At 53.3% G+C, this 24,071-nt stretch carries 18 protein-coding genes and 1 pseudogene; 6 read left to right on the top strand and 13 right to left on the bottom strand.

What is annotated here, in order from left to right:
* Positions 1-52: 52 nt before the first annotated feature.
* Positions 53-262, bottom strand: a complete 210-nt coding sequence (locus tag FH603_RS09125; RefSeq protein ID WP_186737181.1) for a Sec-independent protein translocase subunit TatA/TatB — start codon at positions 260-262, stop codon at positions 53-55.
* 71 nt (positions 263-333) lie between these two features.
* Positions 334-810: a YkvA family protein gene (locus tag FH603_RS09120; protein WP_186737180.1), complete on the bottom strand. Its 477-nt coding sequence runs from the start codon at positions 808-810 to the stop codon at positions 334-336.
* Between the two features lie 245 nt (positions 811-1,055).
* Between FH603_RS09120 and mdh the strand changes: the two genes are divergently transcribed.
* Positions 1,056-1,997, top strand: a complete 942-nt coding sequence (mdh, locus tag FH603_RS09115; protein WP_186737179.1) for a malate dehydrogenase — start codon at positions 1,056-1,058, stop codon at positions 1,995-1,997.
* A gap of 334 nt (positions 1,998-2,331) precedes the next feature.
* Here the strand turns inward: mdh and FH603_RS09110 are convergent, their stop codons facing one another.
* The 3 genes from FH603_RS09110 to FH603_RS09100 form a co-directional block, all read right to left on the bottom strand.
* Positions 2,332-3,819, bottom strand: a complete 1,488-nt coding sequence (locus FH603_RS09110) for a hypothetical protein (RefSeq protein WP_186737178.1) — start codon at positions 3,817-3,819, stop codon at positions 2,332-2,334.
* A gap of 130 nt (positions 3,820-3,949) precedes the next feature.
* A complete protein-coding gene (locus FH603_RS09105) occupies positions 3,950-6,439 on the bottom strand; it encodes a zinc-dependent metalloprotease (RefSeq protein WP_186737177.1) in 2,490 nt (829 codons plus the stop codon).
* A gap of 214 nt (positions 6,440-6,653) precedes the next feature.
* Entirely contained in the window at positions 6,654-8,906 is a 2,253-nt protein-coding gene (locus tag FH603_RS09100) for a S9 family peptidase (protein ID WP_186737175.1), read from the bottom strand.
* 201 nt (positions 8,907-9,107) lie between these two features.
* Between FH603_RS09100 and FH603_RS09095 the strand changes: the two genes are divergently transcribed.
* Both FH603_RS09095 and FH603_RS09090 read left to right on the top strand, forming a co-directional pair.
* Positions 9,108-9,395, top strand: coding sequence for a carboxypeptidase-like regulatory domain-containing protein (locus FH603_RS09095; protein ID WP_186737173.1), 288 nt, complete (start codon positions 9,108-9,110; stop codon positions 9,393-9,395).
* 76 nt (positions 9,396-9,471) lie between these two features.
* Positions 9,472-9,867, top strand: a pseudogene (locus FH603_RS09090) (RagB/SusD family nutrient uptake outer membrane protein); the annotation flags it as partial.
* 172 nt (positions 9,868-10,039) lie between these two features.
* Here the strand turns inward: FH603_RS09090 and FH603_RS09085 are convergent.
* From FH603_RS09085 to nusB, 7 genes are all read right to left on the bottom strand, one after another.
* Entirely contained in the window at positions 10,040-11,707 is a 1,668-nt protein-coding gene (locus FH603_RS09085) for an amidase (protein ID WP_186737171.1), read from the bottom strand.
* Positions 11,708-11,758: 51 nt separating this feature from the next.
* On the bottom strand, positions 11,759-12,367 hold the full coding sequence (gene coaE, locus FH603_RS09080; protein WP_186737169.1) for a dephospho-CoA kinase: 609 nt from the start codon (positions 12,365-12,367) through the stop codon (positions 11,759-11,761).
* Positions 12,368-12,483: 116 nt separating this feature from the next.
* Positions 12,484-13,179, bottom strand: coding sequence for a YbbR-like domain-containing protein (locus tag FH603_RS09075; protein ID WP_186737167.1), 696 nt, complete (start codon positions 13,177-13,179; stop codon positions 12,484-12,486).
* A gap of 189 nt (positions 13,180-13,368) precedes the next feature.
* Positions 13,369-13,683 carry a preprotein translocase subunit YajC gene (yajC, locus tag FH603_RS09070; protein WP_186737166.1) on the bottom strand — a complete coding sequence of 105 codons (315 nt, stop codon included), beginning with the start codon at positions 13,681-13,683 and terminating at the stop codon, positions 13,369-13,371.
* Positions 13,684-13,695: 12 nt separating this feature from the next.
* On the bottom strand, positions 13,696-14,148 hold the full coding sequence (locus tag FH603_RS09065) for a DUF1573 domain-containing protein (RefSeq protein ID WP_186737164.1): 453 nt from the start codon (positions 14,146-14,148) through the stop codon (positions 13,696-13,698).
* A gap of 90 nt (positions 14,149-14,238) precedes the next feature.
* Positions 14,239-14,541 carry a YtxH domain-containing protein gene (locus FH603_RS09060; protein ID WP_186737162.1) on the bottom strand — a complete coding sequence of 101 codons (303 nt, stop codon included), beginning with the start codon at positions 14,539-14,541 and terminating at the stop codon, positions 14,239-14,241.
* A gap of 96 nt (positions 14,542-14,637) precedes the next feature.
* The gene (gene nusB, locus FH603_RS09055; protein ID WP_186737160.1) at positions 14,638-15,774 is read right to left on the bottom strand and encodes a transcription antitermination factor NusB; all 1,137 of its coding nucleotides are present in this window, start codon (positions 15,772-15,774) and stop codon (positions 14,638-14,640) included.
* A gap of 195 nt (positions 15,775-15,969) precedes the next feature.
* On the opposite strand from nusB, the gene FH603_RS09050 reads away from it, so the two are divergent.
* Positions 15,970-17,751 (top strand): ABC transporter ATP-binding protein, encoded by a 1,782-nt coding sequence (locus FH603_RS09050; RefSeq protein ID WP_186737158.1) that lies wholly within the window; start codon positions 15,970-15,972, stop codon positions 17,749-17,751.
* Positions 17,752-17,764: 13 nt separating this feature from the next.
* Here the strand turns inward: FH603_RS09050 and FH603_RS09045 are convergent, their stop codons facing one another.
* Positions 17,765-21,013 carry a response regulator gene (locus tag FH603_RS09045; protein ID WP_186737156.1) on the bottom strand — a complete coding sequence of 1,083 codons (3,249 nt, stop codon included), beginning with the start codon at positions 21,011-21,013 and terminating at the stop codon, positions 17,765-17,767.
* 447 nt (positions 21,014-21,460) lie between these two features.
* On the opposite strand from FH603_RS09045, the gene FH603_RS09040 reads away from it, so the two are divergent.
* Both FH603_RS09040 and FH603_RS09035 read left to right on the top strand, forming a co-directional pair.
* Positions 21,461-22,564, top strand: a complete 1,104-nt coding sequence (locus FH603_RS09040) for an alpha/beta hydrolase (RefSeq protein WP_186737154.1) — start codon at positions 21,461-21,463, stop codon at positions 22,562-22,564.
* A gap of 7 nt (positions 22,565-22,571) precedes the next feature.
* Positions 22,572-24,035, top strand: a complete 1,464-nt coding sequence (locus FH603_RS09035) for a leucyl aminopeptidase family protein (protein ID WP_186737153.1) — start codon at positions 22,572-22,574, stop codon at positions 24,033-24,035.
* Positions 24,036-24,071: the final 36 nt, after the last annotated feature.

Here is a 24,071-nt window from a genome sequence, read left to right as displayed (position 1 = left end):
CGAGCCGCGCCAGGCTGGCGTCGCTCAATTGTCTGTTTATGAAAACACTTACTTATTTAGTTGGATCTGATTCTTTCAGTCCATCTTCGATATTTTCGCGAACGTCTTTCGTGGCGTCCTTAAACTCACGGATGCCTTTACCAAGTCCCCGTGCCAGTTCGGGAATTTTCTTTGCGCCGAACAGCAGGAGCAACGCCAGGAAGATAAAGATCATCTCCTGACCGCCCAAACCCATAATTCCTAAAACGTTTGTACTGATCATGATTCTCGGGATTTGAATGTATGCAAAATTATAAAACTCTTTGGTACAACCCTATTAAAAGTGGGTGAAACTTAACCGATCTTGATAGTCTCGCGCGCTTCCGGCCGGGAACGCCGGGGGGCCTCCTCACTGGATACGGTTGCACCAAGCTCCCATTGCCGAAACTTTTCGATATCGTCTTTCATGCCGCTGAACAACCAGAGCATAAGAGCAATATCGTCGGTAAGGCCAACGATAGGCAGAAAATCGGGCAAAATGTCGATCGGCGATACGAAGTAAATCAGTACCGCAATTACCCGGATCAGGGTTTTCCAGGGCAGCTGGCGGTAGTCGCCCGATGCATATGCTTTCAGCAGACGGGTAACGATGCCAAGCTGCTCACGAAAAACCGATATGTTCTTTCCCGAAAGTCCACCGCTTTTATCGAGCGCTTCGCGGATCAGGTTGAACATACTTTTCGTATTCCGGGCGTAACGGACAGCGCCGATATTAGCTCGTTTAAAGAAAAACGAGGTCAGAATGCGGGTTACTAAACTCTTATTGGCCATTTGCTTTTTTTGAACGTTAGCGATTAGATGCCAGCGGATGGATTTCGTTTAGTGGAACAAAAATTTATCCATACCAAAACGACAGCTTTCTTCTAAAGTCCTTTAACATTATTTTTTCCTCACTGGTCAATAAACTGAGTTATCGGGTTAGAAGTTTAATCAGGCCAACATTGGTTTGTCTGTGTACGGGACCGTACTTTTGCGAACGCTTGTTTACCTGTTAACCTTTTAATTTCGAATACCGTATGAAAGTTACTGTAGTAGGTGCCGGGGCTGTTGGAGCCACCTGCGCCGACAACATTGCCCGCCGGGAGCTTGCCCACGAAGTCGTGCTATTGGATATCAAGGAAGGTATCAGTGAAGGTAAGTCCCTCGACATGCTCCAGGCATCCACATTACTCGACTGCGACATCAAACTGGTTGGCTCTACCAATAACTACGAAAAAACGGCCGGTTCGGATGTGGTCGTTATCACATCGGGTCTTCCCCGTAAGCCAGGCATGACCCGCGAAGACCTGATTGGTATCAACGCAGGCATCGTAAAGGGCGTAACAGAGAGCATTCTCAAGCACTCGCCCGACGCCATTTTTATCATTATCTCTAACCCGATGGACACGATGACGTACCTCGCTCTGAAGTCGTCGGGATTGCCAAAGAACCGTATCATCGGTTTAGGTGGCGCGCTGGATTCAGCCCGTTTCAAAACCTATCTGTCGCTCGCAATGAACTGCTCGCCAAACGATATTCAGGCGTCGGTCATTGGTGGACATGGCGACACGACCATGATCCCGCTCACACGCCTGGCTACCAAAGGCGGGGTACCCGTAAGCCAGTTCCTGGATGAAGAGACGCTGAAAAAAGTAGCCGCCGACACCATGGTGGGCGGGGCTACCCTGACGGGCATGATTGGCACGTCGGCCTGGTATGCGCCAGGCGCTGCCGGTGCTATGATGGTCGAGTCGATCGTACGCGATCAGAAACGGGTAATTCCATCCTGCGTATTGCTGGAAGGCGAATACGGCCAGTCAGACATTTGTCTTGGCGTGCCTGTCGTACTGGGCCGCAATGGATGGGAAGAAATCATCGACTACAAACTGACCGACGACGAGCAGGCAGCCTTCAACAAATCGGCCGATGCGGTTCGAAGCATGAACGGCGTACTGAGCACGCTGGACATGGGTGTTTAGTCACACCATCGACACCGTTAGAAACAATGAAGCCCCGATCATGTCGGGGCTTCATTCGTTATCGTGGAAAATACACTAACCAGATTGGGCGTAGCGAATAGGTACCACCACGATCAGGAGCTACGCCCACTTGATCTTCTATTTGATCAAATCAATAGGCTACGGCGGTACAACCACTACCAGGGGCTACGCCCACTGGCAGGGCTCGCTCATCAACCCTGCCAGTGGGCGTAGCCCCTGGTAGTGGTTGTACCGCTGTAGTCCCTGTGGTTACTCCTGTGGTCCCTGGTACTGATTGGTAGCGGACAACGCCCAACCTTGTCCCGAATTCACATTAGATAAACACCTGGTACTGCAACACCAGCTGTCCTTTGCGGCCCTCAGGCGCAATCTGCGTACCAGACGTTTGGTAATAAGGCCGGTTCTGGTAGTCGAGTGTCAATTTACCGTTGTGGCCTTTGATGAGGTAGTTCAGGCCGACGTTATAAACGCCCAGCGTTCGGGTGACGCGCTGGTAACTGGCAACCTGCGCCTGCACATACGGCATCAGCGTACCGTTGCCCGCACCAAAAAGGTCTTGCCGCATCAGGTAACCAACCTGGCTGTAGACCACGCTGCCTGTTCCAAACATTGGAAATGAATTACCCTGCGTGCCGCCCAGCCCGCCCGGAGCCGAGGAGATGCCGCTGGCCGGATTCATTATCCCGTTATAACGCAGGTAGTTGGTACCGTAATCGGTATGGAAATAGCCGAGATAGGCGTTGACCGCCGTTCCGGTCTGGCGGTTGATGGGCATATCCAGAAACGATGCTACCGACCACATATTCAGGTTCTGATAGATAGTATCGGTAACAACATCGCCCCGATGCCAGGTTGCATTTTTCTGCGTTATAAACCCGGCTTCGATATTCCACACTTTTCTCTTACCCAGGTAAGTCCCCGTCATGTAGCCCGGTACCTGATGGGCCTCCTTTTCAAAAATATTGTACAGGAAGAAGCCCTGAAACTGCTTATGATGGCCTTTCAGCGCAAAGTTGGCTGTTGAACCAAGGGCCGGAGGAGCGGCTCCGTTCGTCTGGATCGGGAAGGGGTCGCTAACGCCAATCCGGTAGTCGATCTTACCCAGCTGACCACGGGCATACACCGTCAACTTACGAGAGAATTCGTCGGTCTGGTCTACCGTAGCCTGCGCAAACACCGGCACATCCATACTCATGATACTGCTCACGCTGGGCTGACTAAACCGTGAGAGGCCATTCACAATGGTCAGCCCACCCCCGATTTTCAGATAATCTTTTCCTTTGAAGAGGTTATATTCACCAATGGCATCGTGGAAGAATGCAGCCACTTTTCGGTTCGAGGGCGTTCCAGCGGTGTTAAAGGCCGGAAATCCATTCAGGTAGTTGAAGTTGTTCATCCCAAACTGGAAATACAGAAACACCCGGTCACTGAGCTGACCAAACAGCTGGATACGTGTCCGGCGTAGTCCAATGTCGAATGTATTGGACCGGGGTTCCTGAATGACCGTTGTACCGGGGTTGCTCTGGTTAAGCCGCAGCCATGTCTGGTTCAGGAAGGTAACCTTAAAAAAGTGAGAACCGGATGTATTGAGGTTATACTTTAATTCATTCTTCTCGGCAGAAGCCGCAGCAGTACTAGCCGAAGGGGTGGTGGCAGTTGCTGGTTTTAGCGGGGCCTGTTCGGCAGAACGGTTTGTCGTTACAGGGGCGATTGTGTCGGTGGGAGCCGTTGTGGTTGCCGATTGTTGAGCAGCGGCAAAACCACCGCTCAGCATAGCGCAGGCAACTATTATTTTTTTCATAACTGGGTGTTTTCCTTATGCACAAAAAAGCGCACCGGCAAAAGTAGCCGGTGCGCCTGGGTAGGTGGTTAAAAACTGGTTATAATGATGGCTCGATCAGGTTAAAATCAGATTATACGGGCACACATCCTTAACGCCAGTCGCAGTCCGGGCTAAGCCATTCCTGACCCGGATCGATGGGAGCCCCATCGGGAGCCGCCAGCGACGGGGCCGATACTGTCCGGTCCGGATCGCTTAAGTACTGACCAATGAGCCACTTTACATACGCACTGCGCGTTCCGGCACCTGCTGCGGGGTTTATGATCCCAAGGATAGCGCTGTGGGACGCTGACCGAACGCTGCCGTCGGCACTTTTGTTGGTTGCCAGACGTATCAGCTGGTCGACATACACCCGTTCGGTCATGCGGGCAATTTCGCCCAGATAGCCTTCTTTAGCCACTTGTGGTGATTTTACAATGCCTTTGCTCAGCTGGTTCAGGACCTCGTCCAGATCAGGCAGGCGTGGATCACGGGCCTTTTGCAGGGCCAGCCGGGCGCAACGCTCCGGGTTGAGCAACATACGAAGGGTCAGGCTGGCCGATGCCTCGGGTGGAGCCATGGCATCGAATGACATACCTGTATGGCGTTTGAATACTTCCCTCGGGTTCGGTTCGAAGCGGAACGGGCGGGGTGGAATCATCGCCAGGACCGGAGAAGGTACCGCCAGAAAGGCCGGGTCCAGGGTAGCCAGCAAAGCCGTCAGAGCCCGGTTCTGTTCGGCAGCGGGAACCAGCGACTGCACCGGCTGACCATCTCCGCGCAGGGCATTGGTGTAGAGTTGCCCTCCCAGTATTTTTGCCACAGATTCGACCTGGTACCGGTGGAACATATACATCGGCACAAATACCTCTTCGAGCGTCGCCATAGGCATACCCGCCGGAATTTTTTTCTCGCTGAAGTTGGTCAATGCCACTTTCCTGACGTCCATAACGCGCCGTAGTTCATCGATGGCATTGGCCCCGTTGTCCCACAGGTGTGTGGCCGGATGGACAGACCCTTCAGGTCGGGCATCCTGATCGGTCAGGAATGAAAGACCGGCCGCCTGCATCTGCGTTATGATCTTGTCGAGTTCTTTCTTCTCGTCGGCCCCGGTGGCAAACTGCTCGTACCCGTACCGAATGCTCCACTTGTCGTACGTACCAATGCCTTTGGCATACGCATCCGACAGATCGATCGAAGCGCCTTTCACGTTGGCAACCATCGTTGGGTAGTCCATCACCGATGCCCGCCCCTGGGTACTGGCCAGGTAATTATGGGGTAAGCCCAGGGTGTGTCCCACCTCGTGGGCGGCCAGCTGCCGCAACCGGTCGAGCGACATTTGCATCATCGGCGACGTATCGGTTGCGTTAGGATCGGTGGGTGTGTTGAACTCACCGACCAGTCCCTGTGCGATCAGGTAGTCCTGGCGAACCCGCAGGGAACCAAGCGTGACTTTCCCTTTAAGAATTTCGCCGGTGCGCGGATCGATGATGCTGGCTCCGTAGCTCCAGCCACGCGTAGAACGGTGTACCCACTGGATGAGGTTATACCGGATGTCCATCGGGTCGGCATCGGCAGGAAGCAGCTTCACCTGAAACGCATCTTTGTAGCCAGCCGCTTCGAAGGCCTGATTCCACCAAGCGGTACCTTCCATTAATGCCGTACGGATGGGTTCGGGAGTGCCGGGGTCGAGGTAGTAAACAATAGGTTTTACGGCTTCACTTACGGCCGCCGACGGATTCTTTTTTTCCAGCCGGTGCCGGGAAATGTAGCGCTTCGTTATCGGCTGGCTAACGGGAGTAGCATAATCGAAGAACTCGATACCGCCATAGCCAATCCGCGGGTCGAATAGCCGGGGCTTGTAAGGCGAGTTTTCCAGGGAAGGCAACTGCACGAAAGAGTGGTGCTGGTGCATGGTAACGGCGGCTGGCGTTGGCACCACTTCACGCAGGTAGGTTCCGGCACCTTCACCCGTGATTGTAATGATGGTCTCGAACTCGGTATTTTGCGGAAACGACTTTGTACGGGGTATATACATGGCACTCCGCAGGGGATCGAATTTATAGGTGCCCTGCTTGGTCTGGGAAATGGCCTGAACCGCCCCTACGGCGTCCTGCATCAGAAACGGGGTCAGATCGATCAGGACCCGGTCACCTTCCTCAGCGGCAATATCGAAGCCGGCATGAACCGACTGGGCAAAGGACTCTTCAACAGCCCGTCGTTCGAGTGGATCGCTGGTCAGCGCCCGGTAGGCGTAGTTGGGTTCGATGAGCAGCACTTTGTTGCCACTGCGCTGAAACTTGACCACATGTTCCTGCCCCAGCCGCCCCCGGTCGAGGCCAATATCGTTGGAGCCAACGCCTTGGGCCAGCGTCGGGTAGTACAGAAACTCCGTGTCGAACTTATCGACCTCAAGCCAGACTTTGCCTTTTTTAGCATCCCAGTAGTAGGTCATAAACCCCGCGTTGCGGGCCATGCCATTGGTGAAGCCGGTTATCGCCGGTGTGCCGCCGTTGGCCGGGGCAGATGGGGGTGTTTGGGCATTGATCCATGTGTTGCTGAGAAACAACACCGAGACAAAGACTAATAATAGTTTCTTCATAATAAGCCGGTTTCGAGTTCGTGCTCAAGATACGAGAAAACAAAGTACTGCCGGGCGTAAAAAAAGCGTAGTCTGGTATCAATACAGACTACGCTTTGTATAATTATATACGGTGCCAGTTGGGCCGAATTAATCGATCCTTGCCGCGTTTTCGTCTTCTCTTTCGCAAGCGCTTTCTGGTCTTTTGTGTCGCTTCTAGTCGCTTTCCCTACGCCTAATTGACAACTTCACCCTTCAGGTTACGCTCCAGATAGGTCGTATACTGCTGGTAAAGCAGCAGATTACTCGCCTGGTTGTAAGACACGCCGTGGGCACCGGGCGGATATATCCGAAGATCGGCATCTTTACCCGCATCTTCGAGAGCGTTCATCAGTTGAAAGGTGTTACGGACATGTACATTCTCGTCCATCGTTGAGTGTGCAATGAACATCTTGCCCGCCAGATTTTTGGCATATGGCGATACGGCGCTGGCGACATACTTCGCGTCGTTTTCCGGTACAAGTCCCATGTACCGTTCGGTGTAAATGGAGTCATACAGACGCCAGTCGGTTACGGGCGCGCCCACGAGCGAAACCTTGAAAACGCCGGGGTGTGTAAGCATGGTGTAGCTACTCATATACCCCCCGTAGCTATGTCCGCGGATAGCCATGCGGCTGGCATCGACCCACGGTTGAGTAGCCAGATACTTCGCCGTCTCCGCAAAGTCCAGGCTCTCGAACTTACCCAGCTGCTCGTAAACGACCTTTTCAAAGTCCCGGCCGTAGCCCCCGCTCCCCCGGTTGTTGACCCCAACAACTACATAGCCCGATTGAGCCAGCCACTGATGCCAGCCCGTTATGGCAAACTCATTATAAACAGACTGAGCACCCGGGCCACCGTAAATATCCAGCATAACCGGGTATTTTTTTGTTGCGTCGAAGTTCAGGGGTTTGATGATCGAAATGTCGATCTTTTGTCCGTCGGTGGTTGTAAACGAGCTTAGCTCTTTGGGAGCGTAGGCATGACCGGCCAGAAAAGTGGTTACGCTGGCATTCGTTTCCAGCGCCTTGATCAGCTTGCCCTGGATGTCGCGTAGCTCTACCTGCGTAGGCGTCTGCACATTCGAGTACCGGTCGATGAAGTACTGCCCGTTGGGCGACAGATTGACGGTATGTTTTCCGGCCACGGTCGTCAGTCGGCGTTTGTTCTTTCCATCCAGGTCGACAACAAACAGGTGCCGCTCCATGGGCGATGCTTCCGTAGACGTAAAATAAACCTTCTTCGTTTTTGGATCGATGTGGTGTACGTAGGTCACTTCCCACTTACCAGCTGTAACCGGGTTGAGCAGCTTACCCGAATAATCGTACCGGTACAGGTGGGCAAATCCGTCGCGATCCGATACCCAGTAGAATTCGTTGGTACCAGCCGGGAAGTAAAGCAAGTGGTTAATGCCCGCGAAGAAATCGAATATATCGACCCAGGTCTTCGACGTTTCTTCCATAATCTGTTTCGCGCTGCCGGTTCGACCATCGGCTATGAACAGCCGCATGTGATTCTGCTTCCGGTTGAGGTGAACGAGAGCCAGTTGCCCGGTCTGCGATGTCCAGTAAATACGGGGTATGTAGCCATCCGGTTCGCCGTCGCGCCCGAGGTCGACTTTCATCCATTCCTTCTTCCTGTTGGCAATTTCGATGACCTCGATGCGGACAGTCGGGTTCTTGTCACCGACACGCGGATAGGGCAGCGAGTCAAATTTCTCGTCGAACCCCTTATAATCTGTTAGCTTATAGATGGGCACCTCGCGCTCGTCGGATTGCCAGAAGGCGATGAACTTACTGTCGGGCGACCACTCCCAGGCCTGCGCCAGCCCAAACTCTTCTTCATAGGCCCAGCCGAAACGACCATTGTAGAACGCGGGTTTGGCATCGTCGGTGAGTTGAATTTCCCGTTGTGTTCTAAAATCGAACGTAAACAGATTGCCACCCCGCTCATAACCGATCTGACTACCGTCGGGGGCGAGTTCAGCGGTCTGGGCATCTTTGGCAACCAGCTTCAGACTCTTGTCGGCTACCGAATAGACATAGTAGTCCGACACCCCCGACCGCCGGTAAACAGGCCGGAAGTTGGTTTGAAACACGATATTCTTTGAATCGTTCGACCACTGGAACGAACCGTAGGTAAATGGTTTGTCAGTACCAGGAAACTTGAGCTGGCTCCCGTCGAACACAACGACCTCTGACTGATCTTTTGGCGAAAGCGTTTTAATGGTCCGCTGTCCATCGATGTAAGAGAACTTAGTACCGCCTTCGATCCAGTTGATACTACGCGGCCCTGACGAACCATTGAGTTGACCGGTAGCGGCCAGCGCCTGTTGAAGCGTTGCGTAATTCTGTTTTGTCGATGGAGAAACAGTCGTCTGGGCAATCGACAGCTGGGTAAGCAGGCTCGATGCAACAAGCAACCAACGGAATGAGATACGATGAATCATGTCGATGAATATGAGTTCAGAAACCCAAAGTTACTAAAAATCGCCTGTTTGCTTTTGGGTCAGTACATAGATGCCCCCAGCATGAGTGAGCAGACCATTCCCTTATTATATTGAGGAGAAGGCCCAGTAATTCTCTGTAATTATCAACTATCTATGACTAATATGTATCCATCTACCAGACTACGCTTCCAGTATTTATGAATGCTTGGGCTGACTCTGTTGCTGTGCGCTAACGCCATGGCACAGGGCAACCGCTACACGATAAAAGGTCGTGTGATCGACAACAATGACCAGGCTGTTCCTGGCGTAACAGTGCTGCTGCGCGGTTCCGGATCGACGGACCGACAGTTGGAAACGACCTCGGTAGCTGACGGCTCTTATGTCCTCGGGGTATCGGTGCCACCGGGCTCCTACTCACTTACGTTCTCGTCCATCGGCTATACGGCCCTCAATCAGAGATTAGCCTGGACAGTCAGGAGTCGGCAGTAGCGAATGTCACAATGGCAGAAGTCAACCAGACCCCCTCGACGAGGTCATCGATGGCGTTATCATCAGCAATGCCGGCACCGCCAATGCAGTTGCGGTACCGGTCTATCTGCCGGGTGAGATGCTGCTGATCCGGGCCGAAGCTTACGCCCGCAAGAACGACCTGACCAATGCGGTGACGGAGCTGAATAAGGTGCTGACCAAATCGGCGACACAGGATGCCTGGGGCATTGGCGCTGGCTTGCCCGCCTATTTGGGCCCACAAACGGCCCCGGCCGTTCTGGCCGAAATTTACCGCAACCGCCAGATTGAACTGGCGTTCCAGGGCTTTCGGCTCGAAGACAGCCGCCGGTTTGGACGGCCCGGCCCGGAGACTACCCCACAAACCAATGCCGAACGTACGCGTAACTTCCTGCCTTACCCGTTTACCGAACGCGACAACAACAGCAGCACCCCGACCGATCCGGCTATTTGATTTTATCCGATATAAAAAAAACCACGTTCAAACAACGCCCACGCAAAACCCGCACACAACCCACACAACCCACACCCTAGCCCACACCTGAAGGTGTGGGCTAGGGTGTGGGCTAGGTTGCGGGTACGGGGCGGGTACGGGTTACGGTGTGGGTCGTGGACAACACCCGGTCTTACAGGATCGGGTGTTTTTTATGCCAGGCTGTAGCGTCCTGATACGCTTTGGCCACTGCCAGCACTTTTCCTTCTTCGAACAACTGCCCCATGAACGTGATGCTGGTGGGCAGGTTCTCTTTCGTAAAGCCATTCGGCAGCACCACACACGGATGGCCGGTCAGGTTTGTGAGTGTCAGATTGCCACCCGCATAGCTGGGGCTGATGTATACATCGAGTTTGGCCGCTTTCAGCTGGTCAGCCATATCATTGATAAGCTTCGTGCGGGCGCGGTTCGCCTGGATGTATTCGACCGCCGGAACGAATCGGGCCGACCGAAACGCATTGGGCCAGGCATTTTTCCCCTGACGCACCATCAGATCGTCGCGCCCGGACCGGGTTAACTCATCGAATGACGCAGCCGCTTCAACCGTGAGCAAGAACGAGATCCGGCCAGCCGGCACACTCGTTGGCAAATCGAACGGCACCAGTTCGGCCCCTAATGAACGCAGCGTCTGAAGCGTGAGCGAGTCGTTAGCCCGGTTGGGATAAGTGCTTTCAAACGCTTTTTTCACATAACCCACCCGTACACCTTTCAGAGTCGTCAATGGTGCGTAGCGGAAGGGGGCGGCCATTACCGTTGGGTCATGGCCGTCAGGGCCGTAGATGGCGTTGAAAACCAGCGCGCAATCCTCTACCGAACGGGTGATGGGCCCGATCTTATCCATGCTCCAGCTTAGCGCCATAGCGCCATGCCTGCTTACCCGCCCGAAGGTTGGTCGTAAACCCGTTGTGCCGCAAACGGTCGACGGCGAGACGATAGAGCCCAGCGTTTCGGTGCCGATAGCAAAGGGCAACAAACCCGCCGAGACACTCGATGCCGAGCCCGCTGATGAACCGCTGGCCCCCGCTTCGGTATTCCAGGGATTACGCGTTGTGCCACCAAACCAGACGTCGCCCATGGCCAGGGCCCCCAGCGTCATCTTGCCGCACAGCACCGCTCCGGCTTCTTCGAGCTTCCGAACAACGGTGGCGTCGAGGTCGAGGGTCTGGTCTTTGTAGGGAGCCGCGCCCCAGGTGGTCTTGTAGCCTTTCTTAGCCAGAAGATCCTTGGCACCATAGGGAATTCCGTGCAGTGGACCGCGGTATTTGCCCGCTTTTAGCTCAGCGTCGGCCCGTTTGGCCTGGGTCAGAGCCAGCTCTTCGGTCAGCGTAATGACGCAGTGTAGTTTTGGATCATTCGTTTTAAGCCGGTTCAGGAAAAACTGCGTGAGTTCAACCGACGAAATCTGTTTCGTCCGGATCAGTTCGCCCAACTGCCCGACCGTATAGAAAGCCAGCTCATCGCGGTTGGCGGGGAGCGTGACTTTACCCGCGGACGACGCTTTAAACGACGAAGGACCGGTCGGTATAATGAACCCCGCCGGGAGGGGATTGAAATACAGGGCGGGGGCTACGTCATTGGGTAAATCAATCTTGCGCAAAGCCTCGTAATTAGTCCGGGCATTGTTGAGATTGTCGAGCATCGAATCGCGCTCGGCGGGGGTGAATTCGAGTCCGAAAACTGTTGACGCGACCTCGATCATTCCGGTCGTCAGTGGCTTTTTCGGATCGTCGGGGGCGTTGATGAACGCGCCAAGCAGGAAACTACCCGCGCAGGCAGCCAGAAGTGTAGTTGTTCGTTTCATTCGGATCAGGTTGTTCTGATTAACAACCTTCCAAAATACGAACGGAACTGTTTACATCATGGATGCACGTGAAAATTCCTCATGCAATCGCACGATTTGCGGCAGCAGCAGCTGGCTTTCGTCGTTCAGCAGTACGTAGTCGGCCATGCGTAATCGCGCTTCGTCGCTTACCTGCCGATCGATGATATGCTGAATCTCCTCAGCTGAACGATGGGGGTCCCGAACCCGAATGCGGTCGATCCGAATCGGTGCGGGTGCCTGAACCACAATGACCTTATGGAGGGAGTTACCATCGCCAGCCGCCCGCATCAGCGCGGCTTCCTTAATGACATAGGGCTTATCGGCGTGTTCGCTGACCCAACGGGCGGTGTCGGCAAATACGCGCGGATGAATGACAGCATTGAGCTGCTCCAGCAACAACGGCTCGGCAAATACCTGCGAAGCTACCCAGCTTCGGTTATACTTGCCCAGACTGTCATATGCCTGCGCACCCAGCACCCGCGTGATATCGGCTTTCAGAATCGGGTCGTGTTCCGTGAGCCATTTAGCGCGTTCGTCGGCATAGTAAACCGGAGCGCCAAGCATAGCGAACACGCGGCATACAATACTCTTGCCGGAGCCAATACCGCCCGTTACGCCAATCTGAAGGGGTTTATTCATGGGGGTAATCCGTTGGGCAGTTGGTGAGTTGATGAGTTGATTAGTCGGTCAGTCAATGAGTTGGTGAGTTTGTAAACTGACCAACTCACCGACTCACTGACTGACCAACTCACTACTTACTTCGTTGGAATTGACAGTAGCTCGCCCACTTCGAAGCTTATAGCTACCCGGTCGGCACTGACGCGCAGGAGCGGATGCCGGAACTGATTGAGGACGATCTCCTCATCGTAATTGTCGGCAATACGTTTCCGGGGAATCCGCACGACCAGCGTATCTGACAGCCCACGAATCAGCCGACCGGGGCCCGTCACCTGAATGGTCCGGGGGGTGAGATTGATAAGGCTCGATACCACGAAGCGGGGAGCCAGATTGATGTTCAGACTATCGGGAACCAGTTGGATCGTCTTGGTCATACGCCGATCGAAGCCCATTTCGAGCGTATCGGCCACTACATAGTTTACCTGTAGCTTCTTGACTTGTTCGGCCAGCGTAGCGGCCAGCGACGAGGTGTTGATAACCGAGGCACGAATGGGGTCTTTCACCACGTAATCGACCGGATCGACCCGGAACGGTAACCAGGCGTGCCGAAGCAGGCCCCAGCCGTCGCTCGATACGTTAACCGTAACGGTTCGGGGCAAAGGCGATACGGGCACAAACAGGGAGTCGTTGTAAACAAAATGAACCGGGTACTCTACATTCAACGTATACCCGTTCTTGTTGAGCGCATTCAGGAACCAGAATAGCGCAGCGGCACCCAGACAAAGCAAGGCTTTGGCAGGTAAAAATGGGCGGGTTTGTTGCGGAGTGTTCATGAATAGGTAGTTGTAGAGACGCAACCCTTTGCGTCTCCACTGACACAAAAAGAGTCAACCCGACAAAAAGACGAAACGATGAATCTGGGCTGGCACGGGGCCAGACGCAGAACGAGCGATGCAGGGCTGACGCAGAACAAGGCTGGCGCATGACAGACGCAAGGGGTTGCCGGTCCGCCGGTGCGGTCTCTACTCGGGTTTGGCGGTGACGGTCAATTCGCGGGCTATGGACGACTTTTCGAATGTCATCTTCACACCCCGATCAACTTCGAGCGTAACCGTGGCACCCTCGACCGATACGATGCGTCCGTGCAAACCACCGACCGTAACGACGCTGTCACCTTTTTTGAGGTTCTCTACGAAGCTTTTCTGGTCTTTCTGCTTTTTCTGCTGCGGCCGGATCATGAAGAAATAAAAGACGCCAATGATGGCTACCCATAACAGAATGTTATAAATCATGGGCGTGTTGCCGGTAGCCGAAGCCTGTAACAGAATTGAATACATAAATTGGATTGGTTACGATTTCTTGGTTGAATCGACTTTGGGGTTTACCATTGCCTTGAATTGCAAATCCGTCATCGATGGGTCGGTGTTGGCAAATACCGTGATGGTTTTATTTTGCTGGCCCATCTTACCCCGGCTGTTGAAGCGCACCCGGATGGATGCTGTGGCGCCCGGCGCAACCGGCTCACGCGGCCACTCGGGTGTGGTACACCCGCAGGAAGCCGTAATGTTGTTGATAATCAGTGGAAACTCGCCGGTATTCGTAAACGCAAACGAATGCTCAACGGTATCACCCTCCGTAAGCGCCCCAAAATCGTAGATGCCTTTTTCAGAAAACGTGAGCTTAGGCATCTTCTCCGAAACTTCGGCCTTCGATGTTTCGGCCTGCTGCCGGTTATCGCAGGCAGCCTGCCCAAAACCAATGCCGAGGAAGGCGGCAATGACAACGAAATTTTTAACCCGCATTTGTGTCAACAAGTTATAAATAGGGAGTAGCCAGGCTGTTGGTTAACCGGTTAAAACGGATTAACGTACTACCTGGCTGATTGCGAGACGCTAGGTATTTTGCTTCTTGATCTGAGCCATCAGCCGGTCCACATCTTCGAGCAATCGCTCGGCTTTCTCCCGGGCGTCATTTACGACCCGCTGCCCTTCGTTTTTCGACAGGTTTTCGGGCAACTCGTTCGAGTTGGAAATCTGGGCAATCAGCTGTTCGATCTGTTCGCGGTATTTTGACAACCGGAATGACAGGCGATCACGGGTAACAACGCCTTTGTCGGGCGCGTAGAGCGTCCCAATGGTAGCACCGGCAACAAGACCGGTTAGTAGAAAGAGTAAATCACGGCCAGTTCTGCTCATGTTAAAAAAAGTTATGAGGTTGTATCGTTGTACAGCTAAACAGTCAACAGGTTGACAAAGCAACTCTATAACGTTAAAACTAGATAACCGTATAACTTACTTATTGTCCAGCAACCCACGCCCGCTTTTACGCAAACGTCCCGAAGTCTGTAGTTTCTCGGAGAGGTTGTCTAAAATTCCGTTGACAAATTTACCGCTTTTGGGCGTACTGTAGGCTTTTGCCAACTCGATATATTCGTTAATCGTCACCTTGACCGGAATGTTTGGAAAGCTTAACAACTCACAAACAGCCAGTTTGAGGATAATTTTATCCAGCATCGCTACCCGTTCCACATCCCAGTTTTGAAGCTGATCGGACAGAAGTTGCTCGTAATCGGCGTCGTTTTCGACCGACTGCTGAAAGAGCGTGTTCAGAAAACGCTCGTCTTCTTCCCAATCGTCGGTCAGCGGCTCAAGCTTAAGACCTGTTGGGCTTTGTACCGATTTGAGCGTTTTAATAGACAGTCCCCGTACTACATCACTGTTTTCGGCCCAGCTCAGGTCAATCTCGGCGAGATGGTCACGGATGACCTCGTGCTTGAACACCAGTGTCCGCAACACGTACTGTGCCAGCGCCTGGTCTTCGTCGGCCGTATGTGTCCGCTTTTCGCAGTAGGCCCGGTACGTTTCATCGGTTTTCAGCGCTTCACGCAATGCTTTACGCACAAACCCCAGGTCATCGGCCCAGGAAATGTTATGCCGCAGTGCTTCGTTCTGTAGCGGCTGATAAGCGGCCAGCGCCTGAATGATCGTGTTATCGTTCAGGTCAGACTCGAAGGGAAACGGGGTTTCGTCGACGTTGCGATAAACGCGTTCGCGATCGGCGCGGGCTACCTGACCCAGTTCAACCAGCAGGGTCAGCACACGCAGGTAATCGTCGTAAATGCCGTTCACCTGCTTTATCATCATCTGAGCAAGATGCTGACGGTCTTTTTTGCCTCGGCTCTGGTAGAAGAGATACCCGTCGTTGGCGGCTTTCAGCACCTTGGTAGGCGCTTCGTCATCGGTGGCGGGCTGGTCGGCTTTGACGGCTTCGTCAAACAGAAGTCCAGCGAGTTTTCGGTAGCCTTCGAGTTGCCGTTTATCCTGCGGCAACATGGAGTTCAGGTCGGGCTGGAAAAGATCAGTGATGCCATCGTGGGCTAACTGCTGGTTAGAAAATTCAGCCTGCTTCAGTGCATACAGCGCCTGCATAACCTTAATTCGAAGTAATCGCCTGTTCAACATTGCCCCTAAACTATAAAAACTACCAATAAAATAAAGAACTCCCCAACGGGACTGCAAAAATACGGCTTAATACCTTAAATACCCAATCGATAGCACATCGCCTGTATCCTGCAACTTTTAAAGGACCGGGGTGGTTTTGATTTAAACGCTGTCTGGTCCTTTGTGAAAGCACTTTCCTACTTAAATAAATACCTGCTGAAGTATAAATGGTACCTGATCTGGGGGACTGTTTTTACGGCTGCATCCAACCTCTTCGGTATCTTTCCGGCTCAGCTAGTGCGGTACGCACTCGACCTGGTGCGGGAAACCCTCGACATTTATTATCTCTACGATAAATCGCCGTTGCAGGCATCGCTCTACGATGTTTTCGCCTTCAGTCTGCTGCTGTTCGGGGTGATGACGCTGGTGCTGGCTTTGCTGAAAGGCTTTTTCCTGTTTCTGGTTCGGCAGACGCTCATCGTTATGTCGCGGCATATCGAGTATGATCTCAAGAACGAGATTTATACCCATTACCAGACGCTGCCCCTCAGCTTTTACCGCCAGCACAACACCGGCGATTTGATGGCCCGGATTTCGGAAGACGTCAGTAAGGTCAGGATGTATGTTGGGCCTAGTATCATGTACGGGCTGAACCTGATCGTGCTGTTTACGCTGGTCATCACCTACATGGTGAGCATCAACGCCCGGCTTTCGTTATATGTCCTCTTGCCACTACCCATTCTATCGGTGGCGATCTATATTGTCAACAGCATCATCATTCAGCGGTCGGAAGAGATCCAGCGGAGTTTGTCGCGCCTGTCGACATACGTACAGGAAGCCTTCTCCGGTATCCGCGTGCTGAAATCGTACGTTCAGGAAAACAATTCGGCGGCCAAATTTGAACTTGAAAGCGACGAATACCGGAACAAATCACTTAGCCTGACACGGGTTGACTCCCTGTTTTTTCCAATCGTGGCTATTCTGGTAGGACTCAGCAATGTCCTGGTCGTGTACGTAGGGGGACAGGAAATTCTGGCGGGTCGGCTTACGCCGGGTAACATCACCGAGTTTATCCTGTATGTGAACATGCTGACATGGCCGGTAATGGCTCTCGGCTGGACCACCAGCCAAACGCAGCGCGCAGCCGCTTCGCAGGAACGTATCAATGAATTCCTCAACATCAAAACCGACATTGTCTCCCAGAAGAACATACAGCGGTCAATCGTTGGTGAAATTGAGTTCAAAAATGTGCGGTTCGTGTACCCGGACTCGGGTATCGTCGCCATAAAAAACTTCTCGATGCACGTGCGGGCGGGCGAAACGGTCGCCATCCTGGGTACGACCGGATCAGGCAAAAGCACCCTTGCCAACCTGCTCACACGCATGTACGATGTTACGTCGGGCGAAATTCTGATCGATGGTGTTCCCCTGAAAGACTACACCCTGACTGCCGTTCGGGAGCAGATGGGCTACGTACCGCAGGACGTCTTCCTCTTCTCCGAAACGATTAGTAACAACGTTCGTTTCGGTAAGCCCAACCTGTCGCAGGAGCGCGTGGAGCAGGCAGTTCGTGATGCCGACCTGTACCAGAACGTAATCGACTTTCCGGAAGGGTTTAACACCCCTGTTGGCGAGCGGGGCGTAACGCTGTCGGGTGGACAGAAACAACGGCTCAGTATTGCCAGGGCTATTGCCCGCGACCCGAAGATCCTGATTCTGGATGACTGTCTGTCGGCGGTAGACACCAACACCGAGAATATCATTCTCAATAATCTCGGGCGTATTATGGCCAACCGAACGTCGGTGGTGATCTCGCACCGTGTTTCGTCGGCGAAACTGGCCGATCACATCATCATGCTCGATGAGGGTGAAATTGTGGAGCAGGGCACCCACGAAAAACTGATTGCCGGCAGCGGTGCCTACCGCGAGCTGTATGACAAGCAGCTACAAACCGAAGAGGTATAAGCAACGCACTTTATCACCGGATCAGATCGGCGGTTTGGTTCTCCTTTTGCCGGGCCAGTACGGCCAGCCATTTCCTGACGACACTTTCCATGATCGTTTTCACAACCGGTTTGGTGACGTAGTCGTCCATACCGGCTTCCAGACAGCGTTCTTTCTCCCCTCTGACCGTACCCGCTGTCAACGCAATAATGGGAACCCGTACTTGCTTTTCGAACTGGCGGATAGCTATGGTCGCTTCGTAGCCATTCAGTTCAGGCATTTGTAAATCCATGAAAATCAGCGTAGGCACCTCTTTTTTGTAAAGATCCACGGCTTCGGCTCCGTTGATGGCCGTCATGATTTTCACACCCGGGCTGATATGTCGCAGAATAGCCGTAGCCAACAACATATTGATGGGGTTATCTTCGGCAATCAGGATCTTTATCGGTTCCGAATAGGCCCCTGCCTGTAGCGGAGCTGAACTGGCCAACATGTTACGACGAATCTTCACTTGTGACAATGACCGAAGCAACGGCTGAACCCGCACGGGTTTCACCAGGCGGGTAGTTACCAACAGTTCATCACAGACCTTGTGGATATCGTCCTCATCGGACGCATTATGGAGCAGGACAATGTGTTGTTCCCCAAGAGCCAGGGCTTCTTTCCGGATGTTTTTGATAATATGAATCCCATTGGGGTAAGGCATGTGATAGTCCATGAGGATAGCATCGTATTTCTCCCCCGCAGTTAATTTTCTCATAGCCAGCATACCAGAACTGGCCTGATCGACGTCGATGCCGTTGGCCACCAGCATAGCCTCAAGGATCTGCCGGCTCCGGTCATTATCGTCCACGATCAGAACACGCCTGACGGTCGTTGTATTTTCCCACGGGGCGACCTCGCCGGGGGCGGTTTTGAGGGAGACATCGAACGAGAATGTACTGCCCTCACTTACCCGGCTCTGTATCTCCAGCCGACTGTTCATGAGCGCCAGCAACCGGTTCGATATGGTTAAGCCGAGCCCTGTACCCCCAAATCGCCGGGTTGTCGACGTATCTTCCTGAGCAAACGCTTCGAATATTTTTTTCTGGCTTTTTTCGTCTATGCCAATGCCGGTATCGCGCACTGAAAATCGCAGGGTAGTCTGTTCGGGCTCCGGGTTAGGAACCGTTTCGATACCCAGCTCGATTTCGCCGTATTCGGTAAACTTAACGGCATTGCCCAGCAGGTTTACCAGTATCTGACGAAGCCGGATGGCATCGGCAAAGGCAAACTGGGGTACATCCGGGGCAATATTGAGCAACATTTCCAGCTCTTTTTTATGAGCCTGGTATTTGATCATATCGACAACCTGACTACCAATTTCCAGCATATCCGTTTTCTCGATGGTTAGTTCGACCTTCCCCGCTTTGATTTTCGAGAAGTCGAGAATATCGTTGACGATATCGAGAAGCGAATTGGCCGACTGGTAGATCATCGACAGGTACTGGTGCTGCGTATCGTCCATATTGGTACGCATGAGGAGATCCGTAAAGCCAATGACCCCGTTTAAAGGCGTTCGTATCTCATGGCTCATATTAGCCAGAAATTCCGACTTCGATCTACTGGCAGCTTCGGCCTGTTGCCGGGATTTGGACAGTTCCTGCTCAGCTTGTTTCCGTGCCGAAATATCGTGCATGTAACCATACCAGATCACCTGACCGCCCACCTCCTCAGGCATGGCTTCGGCCCGCAGCCATCGTTCGCCTTTTACCGGCAGCATCACCCGAAAATCCATAGCCCACGTCTGAAGGGTGCGCTTCGACTCCAGAATCGACTCGATGATGGGCTGTACTTCGTCGGGGTGAATACAGGCTATCAGTCTCCGAACATCAGCGGTAATTTCGTCGGGCGTCAGTTCAAATAGCTCCGCTACACCCACTGAAACATACGAAAAACTAGGTTTTTTTTCAGGCGACAACTGAAACTGGTAGAGGGCTCCGGGCACACGATCCGACAGCTTTTTCAGGAGTTCGGCGGCCTCCTGAGCCTGTATCTGGCTTCGTTTCCGGTCGTCGATGTCCTGGAACGTGCCATACAGCCGGTAGCAGGTGTTGTTGCGCCACTCGACCTTACCGATGGCGCGTACCCAGCGCTCCCGGCCACCCAGCGTGACAATCTGCAACTCCATGTCCCAGGGTGTTCCGTTCTGTACCCCTTCGTTGACGGCCCGGCTGATAGCCTCCCGATCAACCCCTTCTTTATAAAAACCAATTGCGTCGTTTAAGTCTGGCTGGTAATCGGGCGGTACGCCATGAATTTCCCTGGTAGTGGCCGACCAGTGGCTGGTTTCTTCCAGCAGGTCGACTTCCCAACCGCCAATACGGGCTACCCGGTTGGTTTCTTCGAGAAGTTCTTTCGTACGCTCCAGCTCAATTTCGGCCTGTTTACGGTCGGTGATATTGAGGCTGATCCCCAGTAGACCAGAAATCTGCTCCTGCTCATTACGAAGTGGAATTTTCGAGCTTAGAAACCAGCACTGACGACCATCAAGGCGCGTATTGAGGGTTTCTTTCCCCAAAATAGGTTCCCCGGTCGTGATCACCTGCCGATCTTCGGCCAGGGAAAGCTGAGCAGATTCGTCCGGATATAGGTCGGTGTCGTCTTTACCGAGCACGTCACTATCGCTCTCAGCGCCCATGTACTCGTATTCAGCCCGGTTCACCAGCACCTTTCGGGATTCGGTGTCTTTGACGTAAATATTGATGGGAATGTTGTCGATGATTGTTCGTAACAGCTGATGCTCGTCTTCGATTTTCTTTCCCCCTGCCAGCGTCGGTAAGCCAACGGCAGCAACGCGATGAACCCCTTCTGTAGGAGCATCTACGGGTGCCATGTGTTTGTCATCGGGTAAAACAATCGTACAGGCGATCAGTAGCCGATGTTCGTTAGCGTGCCGAATAAGTCTCGTCTGGCAGCGCATTTGAATGACTGACCCATTTTTGTGCAGAAATCGAATCAGGCGGTCTTCGTCCGAATCATTTATCGATTGATCTTTCAGACCCGTGATCCGGGGCGCATCGTCAGGATGGATGATCGTCTGCCAGTGTATCTGCGCTGTCGATTCGTGGGAACCGTAGCCGAGCGAGGCCCAGAGCGCTGCATTGAGCCACCCACGGTCAGGGCCTGGCAAGCTAAGGTAACAGACACCGTTCAACCCCGATTCTTCCACAAAATCGAAGATGGACTCATCTGCTTTTAGTAAAGCATAATATTCCTGTTGCAGTTGTCCTTTCTCTTTCAAAATGGATAGAGGGTTTCTTTTGTTGTACCAGACACACCGGTACGCCTGTATTCCTGCACATAAAGAACAATATAGTACAAATTCTTAAGGGAATGTGTAACAAGACACCAGCGCCTTGTTTACCAATATGCTAAAGTATAAAATTAAAATTTTACTTTGCTACTGAAATAAGCGTTATTCTCTTTCGCTGGCAGAAAACGTGAGCCCGTCGGTGCGTGTCGGTAAAACGTTGTTTCATAAACATTTGGGTCGTACTAGCGGAGTCGATAACTTGTTCCATCGTTCATTGATTGCGCAGAAAGTACCTCGCTACAGTATGACCAGCAGTCAGGTCGACTATAATCCGTTGCCGTGCAACGTCGTTCATACACCTGCTGTATTTACCGTTCCCTCTGTTTTATCCGCGCCAATCTGAACCAAGTTTGCCGAAAAACAGATTCTGTACGTATGCCTTCATCATTACGTCTTGAATTATTTACCCCCGCGACCGACGACCGGCCGGTGTTCATTTCGGGTAACTTCTGCGACTGGCTGCCTGATCTGGAATCGTTCGAGATGCAGGCTACCAGTCCGGGACACTATCTGTTCGATTTTCCCGCAGACCTGGCCCTTCCGGATACAATCGAGTACAAATACACACGGGGAGGCTGGGATCATGTCGAGCTGGATGCAACGGGCGAAGCTGTACCGAACCGGTCACTGGACGTCGGAGCGGGCACCCTGGAGCAGGATTACGTACCCCACTGGCGCTGGTTCGGACTGCCCTACAATCCAGACCACCTGCCCATAATCGAGCTCTACAGCCGTGAGTTCAAAGTCCCGCAATTAGGCCGTACACGCCGTATTCACGTATTACTGCCCTACGACTACGCCCTCCATCCCGATAAGCGCTATCCGGTCCTTTACTTACATGATGGCCAGAACCTGTTTGGTCAGGGATCAGACTACGGCAGTTGGGAGATCGACAAGAAAATGGCCATGCTGGCCACCCGGCAACGCCACGAAATTATACTGGTGTCGATCGATCATGGCGACGAGGAGCGGATCGAAGAATTTACCCTCCACCCTACCCGTATGGGAAAAGCCCGGGGTGTTTTCTACCTCGATTTCATTCGAAATACGCTCAAACCCGTCATCGACACTAAATTCCGTACCCTGCCTGACTCGGTCAATACGGGTATTGGTGGAAGTTCGCTCGGGGGCCTTATCAGTATTTACGCCGGCCTTCGACACCCCGACATTTTCGGGCGGCTGATGGTCTTTTCACCCTCCCTCTGGATTTCTCCCAAAATTTACTTCGACGCCATCCGGTTCCAGTCACCCGGCCCGATGAAAGTTTACGTATATGGTGGTGAGCAGGAATCGAGTTACATGGTGCCCAACATCCAGCGGTTTAACAACGCCCTGATCCGGCAGGGGCAAAAGCGGGACGATGTTGTCGATCAGCCCAATCCCATCGATATTCACCTCTCCGTCGACCCCAGCGGCACCCACCAGGAAACCCACTGGAGCCGCGAATTCCCGAAGGCCGTGGAGTGGTTATTTTATTGATATACCCATGATTATCAACCTACAAACACAAATTACCCCGACGGGAGACCTCGTCATTCCCATCAGTCAGTCAGACGCCCTGCCCGATCAGCTGGCCGCAGTTGCGCAACGGCTGAACCTGCCAGCTTCGGTGCTGCAACGTGACTTTTCGGCCGATGCCAGTGAGGTGTTGCCCATTTACGATACCGAGGGGCAGCGCACCTATCTGCTGGGACTCGGGAAAGAGCCACAAGCGATAAGCTGGCTCCGGTCGTTCCGGAAACTATTCTTCAGCCAGAAAAATAAACTATCTGCCCAAGTCGGTATCGACCTGTCGGGCTTCGACGCGGCTGTTATCGAAGCGGCAGTTCTGGGCGTTCTTGGCGGGAGCTACGATCTGCGGCTGTACAAGACAGACAAAACCGATACCTCGGCGTTCTTTAGCGATGCCGGGCAACTGACGCTGTACCTACCGGCCAGCCAGCATCCAAACGCGCAGGATGCGGTAACCCGCGCTGAAGCCATGGGGCAGACACAGCGCGAGATGCTCGACCTGATGAACGCCCCCGCCAACTACAAAACCCCGCAAACACTGGCCGACTGGGCACTGAACTCCGGTCGGCAGTACGGCTACGATGTAAGGGTGCTGGACAAGACCGAGCTGGAACGGCAGGGCCTGGGCGCGCTGCTCAGCGTTAGTCAGGGTAGCGACGTTCCACCCGTGCTGATCGTGGCCGAATACAAACCGGAAGGCGTCGACGCCGTACACACGCTGGGTCTGGTAGGCAAAGGTGTGACGTTCGATACCGGAGGGGTATCCATCAAGTCGTCCGCCAATATGCACCTCATGAAAAGCGACATGGGGGGGGCAGCCGCCGTACTGGGGACGCTCGAAGTAGCCGCCAAACTAAAACTGCCGATCCATCTGATCGGGATTGTCCCGTCTACCGAAAACTCGACCGATGGTCGCTCGACCAAACCCGGCGACGTTATTACCTCGTACAGTGGAAAGACCATCGAAATCATCGATACCGACGCCGAAGGACGGGTAATTCTGGCCGATGGACTGGGTTATCTGCTTCGTCATTTCCGGCCCGACGTTGTTATTGACCTGGCCACCCTCACCGGCAGTGTCATTGCAGCATTAGGATACCATGCGGCTGGCCTGTTTACGCAAAACGACGAACTGGCCGTTCAGCTTGCCGAAGCCGGCAACCGCACTGGCGAACGACTATGGCGGATGCCGCTCTGGGACGACTATAAAGAAGACATCAAATCGGATGTGGCCGATGTAAAAAACTTCAGCGGCAAACCCCTGGCGGGTTCGATCAGTGCGGCCAAGTTTCTTGAGTCGTTTACGGAAAACCATCCTGCCTGGGCGCATCTGGACATTGCGGGTATGGCCTTTGCCGATACCGAGTTTGGAACACAAAAGAACGCGACCGGCTTCGGCATCCGCTTACTGATTGATTATATACATAATATGGCTTAGTTTGCGGTTGATGGATTACCTGTCTATAGCAGACAT

Origin of the sequence: Spirosoma utsteinense (assembly GCF_014282275.1) — a bacterium.
In the GTDB taxonomy this organism is placed as follows: Bacteria; Bacteroidota; Bacteroidia; order Cytophagales; family Spirosomataceae; genus Spirosoma; species Spirosoma utsteinense.
The sequence above is the reverse complement of the archived record's forward strand: the minus strand, read 5'-3'. Positions and strand labels throughout refer to the sequence as shown.

Bases quoted from the DNA above. Each gene is read 5' to 3' on its own strand.
- FH603_RS09125 (WP_186737181.1), bottom strand. From the start codon at position 262: ATGATCAGTACAAACGTTTTAGGAATTATGGGTTTGGGCGGTCAGGAG.
- FH603_RS09120 (WP_186737180.1), bottom strand. From the start codon at position 810: ATGGCCAATAAGAGTTTAGTAACCCGCATTCTGACCTCGTTTTTCTTT.
- mdh (WP_186737179.1), top strand. From the start codon at position 1,056: ATGAAAGTTACTGTAGTAGGTGCCGGGGCTGTTGGAGCCACCTGCGCC.
- FH603_RS09110 (WP_186737178.1), bottom strand. From the start codon at position 3,819: ATGAAAAAAATAATAGTTGCCTGCGCTATGCTGAGCGGTGGTTTTGCC.
- FH603_RS09105 (WP_186737177.1), bottom strand. From the start codon at position 6,439: ATGAAGAAACTATTATTAGTCTTTGTCTCGGTGTTGTTTCTCAGCAAC.
- FH603_RS09100 (WP_186737175.1), bottom strand. From the start codon at position 8,906: ATGATTCATCGTATCTCATTCCGTTGGTTGCTTGTTGCATCGAGCCTG.
- FH603_RS09095 (WP_186737173.1), top strand. From the start codon at position 9,108: ATGCTTGGGCTGACTCTGTTGCTGTGCGCTAACGCCATGGCACAGGGC.
- FH603_RS09085 (WP_186737171.1), bottom strand. From the start codon at position 11,707: ATGAAACGAACAACTACACTTCTGGCTGCCTGCGCGGGTAGTTTCCTG.
- coaE (WP_186737169.1), bottom strand. From the start codon at position 12,367: ATGAATAAACCCCTTCAGATTGGCGTAACGGGCGGTATTGGCTCCGGC.
- FH603_RS09075 (WP_186737167.1), bottom strand. From the start codon at position 13,179: ATGAACACTCCGCAACAAACCCGCCCATTTTTACCTGCCAAAGCCTTG.
- yajC (WP_186737166.1), bottom strand. From the start codon at position 13,683: ATGTATTCAATTCTGTTACAGGCTTCGGCTACCGGCAACACGCCCATG.
- FH603_RS09065 (WP_186737164.1), bottom strand. From the start codon at position 14,148: ATGCGGGTTAAAAATTTCGTTGTCATTGCCGCCTTCCTCGGCATTGGT.
- FH603_RS09060 (WP_186737162.1), bottom strand. From the start codon at position 14,541: ATGAGCAGAACTGGCCGTGATTTACTCTTTCTACTAACCGGTCTTGTT.
- nusB (WP_186737160.1), bottom strand. From the start codon at position 15,774: ATGCAGGCGCTGTATGCACTGAAGCAGGCTGAATTTTCTAACCAGCAG.
- FH603_RS09040 (WP_186737154.1), top strand. From the start codon at position 21,461: ATGCCTTCATCATTACGTCTTGAATTATTTACCCCCGCGACCGACGAC.
- FH603_RS09035 (WP_186737153.1), top strand. From the start codon at position 22,572: ATGATTATCAACCTACAAACACAAATTACCCCGACGGGAGACCTCGTC.